Source organism: Streptomyces sp. NPDC002671, assembly GCF_053592475.1.
Window position 1 is genome coordinate 63,194 of sequence record NZ_JBSFVU010000034.1, and the last position, 12,171, is coordinate 75,364.

Annotated in this window: 13 protein-coding genes; 6 read left to right on the forward strand and 7 right to left on the reverse strand. The window is 69.8% G+C overall.

Annotated features, from left to right (window positions below; genetic code table 11):
* The first annotated feature begins 104 nt into the window (after positions 1-104).
* From ACWD35_RS36510 to ACWD35_RS36525, 4 genes are all read left to right on the forward strand, one after another.
* Positions 105-1,031 (forward strand): hypothetical protein, encoded by a 927-nt coding sequence (locus ACWD35_RS36510; protein ID WP_451355662.1) that lies wholly within the window; start codon positions 105-107, stop codon positions 1,029-1,031.
* A gap of 71 nt (positions 1,032-1,102) precedes the next feature.
* Entirely contained in the window at positions 1,103-1,579 is a 477-nt protein-coding gene (locus tag ACWD35_RS36515; protein WP_451355663.1) for a hypothetical protein, read from the forward strand.
* Entirely contained in the window at positions 1,507-2,853 is a 1,347-nt protein-coding gene (locus ACWD35_RS36520; protein ID WP_451355664.1) for an insulinase family protein, read from the forward strand. Before ACWD35_RS36515 ends, ACWD35_RS36520 begins: the two co-directional genes overlap by 73 nt.
* A 101-nt stretch (positions 2,854-2,954) precedes the next feature.
* Positions 2,955-3,419, forward strand: coding sequence for a MarR family winged helix-turn-helix transcriptional regulator (locus ACWD35_RS36525; RefSeq protein ID WP_451355665.1), 465 nt, complete (start codon positions 2,955-2,957; stop codon positions 3,417-3,419).
* A gap of 26 nt (positions 3,420-3,445) precedes the next feature.
* Here ACWD35_RS36525 and glmS read toward each other — a convergent pair whose 3' ends face one another.
* Positions 3,446-5,293, reverse strand: coding sequence for a glutamine--fructose-6-phosphate transaminase (isomerizing) (glmS, locus tag ACWD35_RS36530; protein WP_451355666.1), 1,848 nt, complete (start codon positions 5,291-5,293; stop codon positions 3,446-3,448).
* 176 nt (positions 5,294-5,469) lie between these two features.
* Here glmS and coaA point away from each other — a divergent pair, with 176 nt between their 5' ends.
* Entirely contained in the window at positions 5,470-6,438 is a 969-nt protein-coding gene (coaA, locus tag ACWD35_RS36535) for a type I pantothenate kinase (RefSeq protein WP_451355667.1), read from the forward strand.
* A 71-nt stretch (positions 6,439-6,509) separates the two neighbouring features.
* Here the strand turns inward: coaA and glmM are convergent, their stop codons facing one another.
* The 3 genes from glmM to rplM form a co-directional block, all read right to left on the reverse strand.
* The gene (gene glmM / locus ACWD35_RS36540) at positions 6,510-7,868 is read right to left on the reverse strand and encodes a phosphoglucosamine mutase (RefSeq protein ID WP_451355668.1); all 1,359 of its coding nucleotides are present in this window, start codon (positions 7,866-7,868) and stop codon (positions 6,510-6,512) included.
* 166 nt (positions 7,869-8,034) lie between these two features.
* The gene (gene rpsI, locus ACWD35_RS36545) at positions 8,035-8,550 is read right to left on the reverse strand and encodes a 30S ribosomal protein S9 (protein WP_451355669.1); all 516 of its coding nucleotides are present in this window, start codon (positions 8,548-8,550) and stop codon (positions 8,035-8,037) included.
* Between the two features lie 42 nt (positions 8,551-8,592).
* A complete protein-coding gene (rplM, locus tag ACWD35_RS36550; RefSeq protein ID WP_451355670.1) occupies positions 8,593-9,036 on the reverse strand; it encodes a 50S ribosomal protein L13 in 444 nt (147 codons plus the stop codon).
* Positions 9,037-9,323: 287 nt separating this feature from the next.
* On the opposite strand from rplM, the gene ACWD35_RS36555 reads away from it, so the two are divergent.
* On the forward strand, positions 9,324-10,217 hold the full coding sequence (locus ACWD35_RS36555; RefSeq protein ID WP_451355671.1) for a hypothetical protein: 894 nt from the start codon (positions 9,324-9,326) through the stop codon (positions 10,215-10,217).
* Between the two features lies 1 nt (position 10,218).
* Here ACWD35_RS36555 and truA read toward each other — a convergent pair whose 3' ends face one another.
* The 3 genes from truA to ACWD35_RS36570 form a co-directional block, all read right to left on the reverse strand.
* Positions 10,219-11,073: a tRNA pseudouridine(38-40) synthase TruA gene (truA, locus tag ACWD35_RS36560; protein ID WP_451355672.1), complete on the reverse strand. Its 855-nt coding sequence runs from the start codon at positions 11,071-11,073 to the stop codon at positions 10,219-10,221.
* A gap of 98 nt (positions 11,074-11,171) precedes the next feature.
* Positions 11,172-11,663: a 50S ribosomal protein L17 gene (rplQ, locus tag ACWD35_RS36565; RefSeq protein WP_451355673.1), complete on the reverse strand. Its 492-nt coding sequence runs from the start codon at positions 11,661-11,663 to the stop codon at positions 11,172-11,174.
* 128 nt (positions 11,664-11,791) lie between these two features.
* Positions 11,792-12,171 (reverse strand): DNA-directed RNA polymerase subunit alpha C-terminal domain-containing protein (locus tag ACWD35_RS36570; protein ID WP_308435782.1); only part of this gene is annotated, 380 nt, incomplete at its 5' end.

Genomic DNA, 12,171 nt, shown 5'->3' on the forward strand with positions numbered 1-12,171 from the left:
GAACGGTTCACATCCGCACCGATTCGTGCAGCCGTGGAGCACACCGCGCACCTCGGGGCATTCGGCGCGCCTAGCTCATCCCAGACGCCAAGGGGGGCGATCGTATGAGCAGCACCACCAGCGGCAGAGGCGACGGCGACGGCAGACCCGTCGGCTCGTCGGAGCCGGTGACGGACCCGTTCGACGCACTGCCCGAACTCGCACCGCTGCGCACCGCTGCGCGGGACGGCGACTGGGCAGCCACCGCGGCCTTCTTCACCGGACTCGACTCCGTCGAGAAGGTGTCCTTCGCGGCGGCGGCCCTCGCCGATCTCGCCGGAAACGAGGGGTACCTGGAGCAGGCAGCGACGGCCCGGCCGGCCGACCCGCTTCCGCGCACCCTGCTCGCCGAGCGGTACATCCGTGTCGGGTGGGGGATCCGCAGCCGTGCCCGTGCCGAGGATGTCTCGCGGGACCAGTTCGAGCAGTTCCACGCCTGGCTGCGCAAGGCCGAGCAACTGCTGATCGAGGTGTGCGCGGAGCAGCCCGGATACGCGCCCGCCTGGAACGCCCGGCTGCTGACTGCCCGCGGCCTGGAGCTGGGGCAGTCCGAGGCCCGGCGCCGCTACGACCGGCTCTCGGCCCACCACCCGCACCATTTCCGTGCGCAGTCGCAGTTGCTGCAGCAGCTGTGCCCCAAGTGGAGCGGTTCCTGGGAGGCCGCGCACGGCTTCGCCCAGGAGTGCGCGAGCGCCGCGCCGGACGGCTCGCACGCCGGGATCCTGGTCGCGGAGGCCCATCTCGAACACGGGTTGGTCCTCGGGGGCTTGGGCATGGCGACGGCCTACCTGCGCGACGTGTCCGTTCGCAACGACCTGCGGTCCGCCGCCCAGGTCTCGGTACTGCACCCCGACTACCGGGGCGACTTCCACCGGATCGGCGGGCACAGCGCCTTCGCCATGGCCTTCTCGGTCGGCGGCCATGCCAAGGACGCCGCCCGCACTTCGCCGCCCTGGGCAACATGGCCTCCGAATCCTTCTGGGGGTACCTGACCGACTGGAAGAACCGGTTCGCGACGTACCGCGAGGCCGCGCTGGCGACGATCTGAGGGGGAGACGGACAGATGACCGCAAGAGACACGGCCACCGCAGAGCAGACGGACCTCACCGCCCTCGACGGGCTGGTCGCCCACGCCGGCATCCAGGGCATACCCACCCTCTACTCGCCCCGCCAGGGCCAGATCACCGCGGGTCTCTTCTTCCGCGTGGGCCGTGCCGACGAGACCCTGGCCACCTCCGGCCTCACCCACCTGGTCGAACACCTCGCGCTGCACCGCCTCGGCCTGTCCGACCTGCACTACAACGGCGCCACGGCGAACACGTACACCCTCTTCCACGTCACCGGTGACGAGGACGAGGTCGTCGCGTACCTCAACGGCGTCTGTGCCGCCCTGCGCGACCTGCCGCTGGACCGTCGGAGATTCTCCGCACGGAGTCCGCGGGCCGCGCGAACAGCCCCGCCTCCCAGATGCCGTTGTGGCGTTACGGCGCACAGGGCTACGGCCTGTCCAGCTACGACGAGCTCGGCACCTGGAGCCTGACGACGGATCAGGTGCGGCACTGGGCCGAGACCCGCTTCACCCGGGACAACGCGGTGCTGTGGATCACCAGCGACCGCGTGCCGGACGGCCTGGACCTCACCCTGCCCGCCGGCCGCCGCATCGCGGCACCGGACGCCTCCAGCACGCTGCCGGTCACGCCCGCCTACATCCACGGCGACGACGGCCACGTCGTCTTCAACGCCGTCCTGCGTCGCTCCACCGCCGCCGCTGTCTTCGCCGAGGTTCTCAGCCGCGCCCTCTACCAGGACCTGCGCCAGGAAGGCGGCTACTCGTACTCGGCGGAGGCCGACTACACCCCGCGCGACGCCGAGTTCGCCACCCTCACCGCGTACGCGGACGCGCTGCCGCAGAAGCAGGACGCGGTGGTCGGCGGCTTCATCGACGCATTCGCCCGGCTGCGCGCGGGCCGCATCGAACAGGCCGAACTGGACTCCGCGCGCGGCAGGCTGCTCAAGCTGTACGACAGTCCCGACCTCGGCGCCGCCATGCTGCCGTCGTACGCGCTCAGCCTGCTGCTCGGCCACCGGCTCCTCTCCCCCGGGCAGCACGAGGCCGAGTTGCGCGCGGTCACCGTGGCGGACCTCCGCGAGGTCGCCCGCGAGGCCTGGGACAGCGGGCTGCTCCAGGTGCCGACCCGTGGCGCCGACTGGGCGGGCTGCACCCTCGCCCCGCAGTACTCGTCGTCCGGGATCACCACCGGCACCGAACACCCGTCGCTGGAGGGCGAGGACGTCACACTGGTCATCGGCGCGGAGGGCGTGAGCCTGTCGCTGCCGCGCGGCCAGGTCACCGTGCGCTACGACGCCTGCGCCGCGATGACCACCCTCCCCGACGGCGCCCGTGTCCTGACCGGCCTCGACGGCTTCCGCCTGGCCATCGAGCCGACCCTGTTCCGGGACGTCACGCCCGAGCGGATCGCTGCGCTGGACGCGGCCGTGCCCGCAACCGCGGTCGTCCCCCTGCCGGCCCGTGACCCGGAGCGGATCCCTCAGCCGCGCAAGCGGGAGACCACCCCGCAGCCGGCCGGGGACGGCAATGACAGGAAGGCAGCGCCCCGGAGATTCTCCATCGGATTCGCCCTGATGGTGGCGTTGGACGTGCTGTTCGGCGCGGTGCTCCTGATCACCGTCGTGCACGAGTCCAACGCGGGCCACTCCATCTCGAGTTACCTCATACGCGCCATCCTTCCGACGACCTTGCTGGTCCACTACACCCGCCGGGCATACCGCCGCACCAAGGTCCCCCGCGGCTGAACCCAGGGCGGCCGGCACTGAAATTCCTTGACCTCAAGCTTGGTTGAGTTTCTACAGTCGATCTTGCTGAACCAGCTCATGCAACGACGAAGGGGCCGACCATGGAGTTCTCGTACTCGCACAGCGACGCAGGACTGATCGAGCAGCCCATCGGCTACTGGAGTTGGGCGGCCTACAACGCCGTCGTCACCCGTACCCGGGGCGCCCTCGCCGAGCTGGGCACCACGCAGCCGCAGTGGTGGGTCCTCGCGCAGGTCGCTCGGGCCGAGCGGGTCAAGAGCCGCGCCGAGGTGTCGGAGCTGCTGCGGGGCTACCTCGACACGGGTGCCGAGACGATGGGGGCGGAGATCGACAACACCATCGCGCGCGGCTGGATCACCGAGGACGCCGATGGGCGTCTGGGGATCACCGCCGGGGGCCGGGCCTTCTTCGAGAAGGCCGCGGCCCTCCAGGACGAGCTGTGGGCGGAGCGGCACGCGGGGATCTCCGATGAGGAGTACCTCACCACGCTCAAGGTGCTGCAGCGGGTCATCCACAACACCGGTGGGCGTGCCTGGCACCACTAGGCCTCTCGGCCCGCCCCTCGCCCCGCCTACTCCACCGTCACCGACTTCGCCAGGTTGCGCGGCTGGTCCACCTCGTTGCCGCGGGCCGTGGCCAGCTCGCAGGCGAAGACCTGGAGCGGCACCGTCGCCACCAGTGGCTGGAGCAGGGTCGGGGTGGCCGGGATGCGGATCAGGTGGTCCGCGTACGGGACCACCGCCTCGTCCCCCTCCTCCGCGATCACGATCGTCCGGGCGCCCCTCGCCCGGATCTCCTGGATGTTGGAGACGATCTTGTCGTGCAGGACCGAGCGGCCACGCGGGGAGGGGACGACCACCACCACCGGCACGTCCTCCTCGATCAGCGCGATCGGGCCGTGCTTCAGCTCGCCCGCCGCGAAACCCTCGGCGTGCATGTAGGCGAGTTCCTTCAGCTTCAGCGCGCCTTCGAGGGCGACCGGGTAGCCCACGTGCCGGCCCAGGAACAGCACCGTGTTCTTCGAGGCCAGGGTGCGGGCCAGCGCCCGTACCGGCTCCATGGTCTCCAGGACCTGCTCGACCTCGGCCGAGATCTGGGAGAGGTCCCGGATCACGGCGCGGATCTCGTCGCCCCACTTCGTGCCGCGCACCTGGCCCAGGTACAGGGCGACCAGGTAGCACGCGACCAGCTGGGTGAGGAAGGCCTTCGTGGAGGCCACGGCCACCTCCGGGCCGGCGTGCGTGTACAGCACCGCGTCCGACTCGCGCGGGATCGTCGAGCCGTTGGTGTTGCAGATCGCCAGCACCTTGGAGCCCTGCTCGCGGGCGTGCCGCAGGGCCATCAGCGTGTCCATCGTCTCGCCTGACTGGGAGATGGCGATCACCAGGGAGCGACTGTCCAGGATCGGGTCCCGGTAGCGGAACTCGCTCGCCAGCTCCACCTCGCACGGGATGCGCGTCCAGTGCTCGATGGCGTACTTGGCGATCAGGCCGGCGTGGAAGGCCGTACCGCACGCGACGATGACGACCTTGTCCACCTCGCGCAGCTCGGACGCGGAGATCCGGACCTCGTCCAGCGTCAGCGAGCCCGACGGGTCGATGCGGCCCAGCAGCGTGTCGGCGACCGCCTTCGGCTGCTCGGCGATCTCCTTGAGCATGAAGTAGTCATACCCCCCCTTTTCCGCCGCCGACGCGTCCCAGTCGACGTGGTACGAGCGGACCTCGGCGGGCCGTCCGTCGAACCCCGTCACCGTCACGCCGTCGCGGCGCAGCTCCACCACCTGGTCCTGGCCCAGCTCGATCGCCGACCGCGTGTGGGCGATGAACGCGGCGACATCGGAGGCCAGGAACGCCTCACCCTCTCCAACGCCCACCACCAGCGGGGAGTTCCGGCGCGCGCCCACGACCACGTCCGGCTCGTCCGCGTGCACCGCGACCAGCGTGAACGCGCCCTCCAGGCGCCGGCACACCAGCCGCATGGCCTCCGCCAGGTCGGCGGTCGCCGAGAACTCCTCGGCCAGCAGGTGGGCGACCACCTCGGTGTCCGTCTCGGACGTCAGCTCGTGGCCGCGCTCGGCCAGTTCGGCCCGCAGCAGCGCGAAGTTCTCGATGATCCCGTTGTGGACGACCGCCACCCGGCCCGCGTTGTCCAGGTGCGGGTGCGCGTTCGCATCCGTCGGGCCGCCGTGCGTGGCCCAGCGGGTGTGGCCGATGCCCGTCGAACCCGACGGCAGCGGCCGGTCGACCAGCTCCTTCTCCAGGTTGATCAGCTTCCCGGCCTTCTTCGCGGTGGCCAGCCCGCCGTCCGCCAGCATGGCGATGCCCGCCGAGTCGTATCCCCGGTACTCCAGCCGCTTCAGCCCGGCCATGACGACATCGAGCGCCGACTGCGTTCCCACGTAACCCACGATTCCGCACATGCGCCGCAGCCTAAGGCCGTTCACCGCACAGAAACCGCTTGCGCATGCCCGAATTCGGAAATTCCCACCGCCGTACGAGCCCCCGCACGAGCCGCTGCGCCGGGCGTGACCTACCCCACCCCGCCATCGCGTTCAAACTCCGTTAACAATGGACTGTGATCTCTCCGGTCTCCTCGATGCCCCGGAGCGCCCACCGGCGAAAGCCGGAGGCGACTCCCTACGTCGACCTCACCCGCGCGGAGTGGAGCGCACTGCGCGACAAGACTCCGCTCCCCCTCACCGCCGAGGAAGTCGAGAAGCTGCGTGGCCTCGGCGACGTCATCGACCTCGACGAAGTACGCGACATCTATCTGCCGCTGTCCCGGCTGCTCAATCTCTACGTCGGCGCCACCGACGGACTGCGCGGCGCGCTCAACACCTTCCTCGGCGAGCGGGGTTCCCAGTCCGGCACCCCGTTCGTCATAGGAGTCGCCGGCTCGGTCGCGTGCGGCAAGTCGACCGTCGCCCGTCTGCTCCAGGCCCTGCTGTCCCGGTGGCCCGAACACCCGCGCGTGGAGCGGGTCACCACCGACGGGTTCCTGCTGCCCACCAAGGAGCTCCATGCCCGCGGCCTGATGTCGCGGAAAGGTTTTCCCGAGTCCTACGACCGGCGCGCCCTCACCCGGTTCGTCGCCGACATCAAGGCGGGCAAGGACGAGGTGTCCGCCCCCGTCTACTCCCACCTCATCTACGACATCGTCCCCGACGAGCAGCTCGTCGTGCGCCGCCCGGACATCCTGATCGTCGAAGGGCTGAACGTCCTCCAGCCCGCGCTGCCCGGCCAGGACGGCCGCACCCGGGTCGGCCTGGCGGACTACTTCGACTTCAGCGTGTACGTCGACGCGAACGCCGAGGACATCGAGAGCTGGTACCTGAACCGCTTCAGGAAACTGCGCCAGACCGCCTTCCAGAACCCGTCGTCGTACTTCCGCAAGTACACCCAGGTCTCCGAGGAGGAGGCCCTCGACTACGCCCGCACGCAGTGGCGCACGATCAACAAGCCCAACCTGGTCGAGAACATCGCCCCCACCCGGGGCCGCGCCACCCTCGTCCTGCGCAAGGGCCCCGACCACAAGGTCCAGCGGCTGCGCCTGCGCAAGCTCTAGCGGACTCCGGCGCTGCCGGTCCGGAAACACCTCCGGGCCGGGCAGCGCGGGAGTCCGGCGGCCGGCCTGACTCAGCCCAGCGCCGATTTGACGGCGTCGGCCAGCCGCCCGGCCACCGAGCGCGCCTGCTCGATGTCCGCGGCCTCGACCATCACCCGCACCAGCGGCTCGGTGCCCGACGGGCGCAGCAGGACCCGGCCCGTCTCGCCCAGCTCGCGCTCCGCCTCGGTGACGGCGGCGGCGAGGTCGGCGGAGGTCTTCACGCGCGACCTGTCGACATCCGGGACGTTGATCAGCACCTGCGGCAGCCGCTCCATGACGGAGGCCAGGTCCCGCAGCGTACGGCCGGTCTCCGCGACCCGCGCCGCCAGCAGCAGGCCGGTCAGCGTGCCGTCGCCCGTCGTCGCGTGGTCCAGGATGATGACGTGGCCGGACTGCTCGCCGCCGAGGGCGTAGCCGTGCTCCTTCATCTCCTCCAGGACGTAGCGGTCGCCGACGGCCGTCTGGACGAGCCGGATCCCGGCCTTCTCCATCGCCAGCTTGAAGCCCAGGTTGGACATCACCGTCGCGACGACCGTGTCGGAGCGCAGCGCCGAGTGCTCCCGCAGCGCCAGCGCGAGCACGGAGAGGATCTGGTCGCCGTCGACCTCCTCGCCGGTGTGGTCCACGGCCAGGCAGCGGTCGGCGTCACCGTCGTGCGCGATACCGAAGGCCGCGCCGTTCTCGATCACGGCGGCCTTCAGCCGGCCCAGGTGGGTGGAGCCGCAGCCGTCGTTGATGTTGAGGCCGTCCGGCTCGGCACCGATCGTGACGATCTCGGCGCCGGCCCGAACGAACGCCTCCGGCGAGACCCCCGAGGCCGCGCCGTGCGCTTCATCCAGGACGATCTTCAGTCCGTCCAGCCGGTTCGGCAGGGCCGAGAGGAGATGCGTGACGTACTGCTCGAAGCCCTCGTCGTACGAACGCACGCGCCCGACCCCGGCGCCCGTCGGCCGCTCCCAGGGCTCGCCGTGCCGGTGCGACTCATAGACCGCCTCGATCTTGTTCTCCAGCTCGTCGGCGAGCTTGTGGCCGCCGCGGGCGAAGAACTTGATGCCGTTGTCCGGCATGGCGTTGTGGCTGGCGGAGAGCATCACGCCCAGGTCGGCGCCGAGGGCGCCGGTCAGATGCGCCACCGCCGGCGTCGGCAGCACGCCGACCCGCTGGACGTCCACGCCCGCGCTGGCCAGGCCGGCCACCACGGCCGCCTCCAGGAACTCCCCGGACGCGCGCGGATCCCGTCCGACCACCGCCGTCGGCCTGTGGCCCTCGAAGGTGCCCGCCTCGGCGAGCACGTGTGCCGCCGCGACGGAGAGGCCGAGCGCCATCTCGGCCGTCAGGTCCGCGTTGGCGACGCCGCGAACGCCGTCCGTGCCGAAGAGTCGTCCCACTTCTCCTCCTGGGGAAACATGCGATCACAAGCCTCTGGGCGCCCTTGTGTCGTTATACGCCCTTGGCTGGAATAAACGAACGCCCCGACGGCACATGTGGCGTGCCGCCGGGGCGTTCGGAGTACGTGCGGGCAGTACCCGTAGACGTACGAGCAGGCAGCGAAGCTTAGCGCTTGCTGTACTGCGGGGCCTTGCGGGCCTTCTTGAGACCGGCCTTCTTGCGCTCGACCGCACGGTCGTCGCGCTTGAGGAAGCCGGCCTTCTTCAGCGGGCCGCGGTTGTTGTCGACGTCCGCCTCGTTCAGCGCACGGGCGACACCGAGACGGAGCGCACCGGCCTGACCGGAGACACCGCCACCCGCGATGCGGGCGATGACGTCGTAACGGCCGTCGAGCTCGAGCACCTTGAAGGGCTCGTTGACTTCCTGCTGGTGCACCTTGTTCGGGAAGTAGTCCTCGAGGGTGCGACCGTTGATCTTCCACTTGCCGGTGCCCGGAACGATCCGGACGCGGGCAATGGCGTTCTTGCGGCGGCCCAGGCCGGCGGCCGGCTGGGGCTCACCGAAGCGGGACGCGAGGGACTCGGAGGTGTACTCGCCCTCCACCGGAACCTCGGACTCGGTGGTGTAGCTCTCGATGTCTTCGATCTCTTCGATCGGCTGCTCGGCAGTGGTCTCGGCCACGATGCTCCTCAGATTCTCTTCAGTCTTAGGGGGTGGCCGGAATTACTGCGCGACCTGGGTGATCTCGAACGGAACCGGCTGCTGCGCAGCGTGGGGGTGGTTCTCGCCGCGGTAGACCTTCAGCTTCGAGAGCATCTGACGGCCCAGGGTGTTCTTGGGGAGCATGCCCTTGACGGCCTTCTCGATGGCCTTCTCGGGGTTCTTGTCGAGCAGCTCGTCGTAGCGGACGGAGCGCAGACCACCCGGGTAGCCGGAGTGGCGGTACGCCATCTTCTGGGTCCGCTTGTTGCCGGACAGGTGCACCTTGTCGGCGTTGATGATGATGACGAAGTCACCGGTGTCGACGTGGGGCGCGTAGATCGGCTTGTGCTTGCCCCGCAGGATGGAGGCGGCGGTGCTGGCGAGACGGCCCAGGACAACGTCCTGAGCGTCGATGACGTGCCACTGGCGCGTCACATCGCCGGGCTTGGGGCTGTACGTACGCACGGTTCGTAGCCTTCGCTTCGAGTGAATGGTCCTGAACAGGTCACCGAAACGATCACGACAGCCCTGACCGCACAAGCGGTGACGCAAACCGCGTGCTGGTCGCTGGTCATCGGCCCGGTGGACCGGTGTAAGGGCCCGTCCCGTGAGAATGAGCAAGCCAATACACAACGAAGAAGCAGACTACCTGGATGCCCCTGGACGGGTCAAAACGGCGCGGACCCCAGGACAAACGTGGCATGCCGCCGCACCCGCTCCGGCACCCGGGAGCCCCGTCTAAGATGCGCCACATGAGTTACGGGCAGGGGGGACCCCAGTCTCAGTGGGATCCCTGGAAACCGCATTCCCAGCAGTCCCAGCAGTCCCAGCGGTCCTGGAACGGCGGCGGTGACGACGGAACCCCGGACTGGGCCGCGCTCGCCGAGGCCTCAGAGACCCGGAACAAGCGCCGCAAGCTTCTCTTCATAGCCGGCGGCGCGCTCGCCACCGTCGCGATAGGCACGGCGGTCGCCATGGCCGTCGTCTCCGCGAACGGCAGCGACGACGCCCACGGCACCCCGACCAACCTGCCCGCAAGCGGCTCCGTGCCGAGCGGCTCGGCCACGCCGTCCTTCGCGCCCACCAGCGCCCCGCCGCCGCTGGACCCGAAGGACTTCATATCCAGCGCCAAGAAGGACACCGCCCCGCTGAGCCCGGACACCCTGTTCCCGGGCACCCAGCTGACCATGGGCGGCACGGTGTACAAGAAGGGCGCCACGGCCGACACCACCAGCTGCGCCACGGCCGTCGGCGGCAGCCTGTCGAAGATTCTCACCGCGAACGGCTGCACCCGCCTGATCCGCGCCACCTACACCAACGGCGGCATCGCGGTCACCGTCGGCATCGCCGTCTTCGACACCAAGGCTCAGGCCGCGCAGGCCAAGGCCAGGACCGACGACAGGAGCATCGTGCGCTCGCTGTCCGGGAAGGGCGTCAAGCCCTTCTGCGACGGGGCGTTCTGCCGCTCGACCCGCAACGCCGTCGGCCGCTACGACTACTTCACGATCAGCGGCTACACCAACGGCAAGAACGTGACCACCAAGGACACGAAGGTCTTCCGCACCGGCGACGACCTGCAGCAGTTCGCCTTCGACCAGATCTACCGCCGCGGCCAGGCCCAGGCGTCCGCGGCGGCGAACCAGTAGCTCAGCAGCACCCCGCCGACGGAAGCGACCGCTTGTTCCGCGCCTCCTTGCTGCGCGCGGCCAGCAGCTCGTCGGCGGGGTAGCCGACCTCCTCCAGCGTCAGCCCGTGCGGCCGTACGACGTGCACGGCCGAGTCGCGCACGCCCGCGGCCAGCACCTTCCCGGGCCACTCCGGGCCCCGGTGCCCGTCCCCGACGAACAGCAGCGCGCCGATCAGCGAGCGCACCATGTTGTGGCAGAACGCGTCCGCGCGGACGGTCGCCGTGACGATCCCGTCCGCACCCCGCTCAAGACTCAGCTGCTGGAGGGTCCGGATCGTCGTGGCGCCCTCCCGCTTCTTGCAGTACGCGGCGAAGTCGTGCTCGCCGAGCAGCGCCCGGGCGGCCTCGTTCATGGCGTCCACGTCGAGCGGCCAGTCGTGCCAGAGGACGTGGTTGCGCAGCAGCGGGTCGACTCCCCCGGGGTTGTCGGTGACCCGGTAGGCGTACCGGCGCCAGACGGCGGAGAAACGGGCGTTGAAGCCGCTCAGGGCCGGCCTGAGGGCCCATACCCGCACGTCCTTCGGCAGGCGCCCGGCGAGCCGCTTGAGCAGCTTCTGGTTGTGCTCCCGCCAGACCCCCTCGGGCAGGTCCACATGTGCCACCTGTCCGCGCGCGTGCACTCCGGCATCGGTCCGCCCGGCGACGGTCAGCTCGTACGTCTCCCGCGACCGCGTCACGGTACGCAGGGCGTCCTCGATCTCCCCCTGCACTGTCCGCTTGCCGCCGGCCTGCTTGGCCCAGCCGTGGAACTCGGAGCCGTCGTAGGAGATGTCGAGGCGGACACGGACATACCCGGGCTGTACTTCATCGCTCACGTGAAAATCCTCTCAAGGCGGTGCCTCTTCAGAAAAACGTGAAAGCGGGCCCGCCCCGAAGGGCGAACCCGCTTCCAGCGTCAGGCAGAGGCAGAGCCTCAGGCCTCGGTGGCCTCGTCGGCGGCCGGAGCCGCGTCCTCGACCTTGGTCTCCTCGACCTTGGTCTCCTCGGCCTCCTTGACCGCACGCTTGGTGGCGGCCTCGGCCTCACCGGTCGCCTGCTGCGCAACCGTCAGCGCCTCGACCAGCTCGATGACAGCCATGGGCGCGTTGTCGCCACGGCGGTTACCGATCTTGGTGATGCGGGTGTAGCCACCCGGACGGTTCTCGTAACGCGGGCCGATCTCGGTGAAGAGCGTGTGGACGATGCCCTTGTCCGTGATGACCTGGAGCACCTGACGGCGGTTGTGAAGGTCGCCCTTCTTCGCCTTGGTGACCAGACGCTCGGCGTACGGGCGCAGGCGGCGGGCCTTCGCCTCGGTGGTGGTGATACGGCCGTGCTCGAAGAGGCTCTTCGCCAGGTTCGCGAGGAGCAGCTTCTCGTGCGCGGCGCTGCCGCCCAGACGGGCACCCTTGGTGGGCTTCGGCATTGTTCTTCTCCTGTGTGTCTGCCCCGGCCGTGTCAGGTACCGAGGTCAGTATCCGAGCAGACGGTTGTCTGTCGGAGATCCGGGGGTTTCAGTGAAACCCCCGGAGGTGGAACACGCTCAGTACCGGATCAGTACTGCTCGGTCTCGACGAACCCGGCGTCCGCGTCGTCGTCGGCGCCGAAGGCGTCGGCAGCGGCGGTCGGGTCGAATCCGGGCGGGCTGTCCTTCAGGGCCAGGCCCATGCCGGCCAGCTTCGCCTTGACCTCGTCGATGGACTTCGCACCGAAGTTGCGGATGTCCAGCAGGTCGGCCTCGGAGCGGGCGACGAGTTCACCCACGGAGTGGATGCCCTCACGCTTGAGGCAGTTGTAGGAGCGGACCGTGAGCTCCAGCTCCTCGATCGGCAGCGCGAGGTCGGCGGCCAGGGCGGCGTCCGTCGGGGACGGGCCCATGTCGATGCCCTCGGCGTCGATGTTCAGCTCGCGGGCGAGACCGAACAGCTCGACCA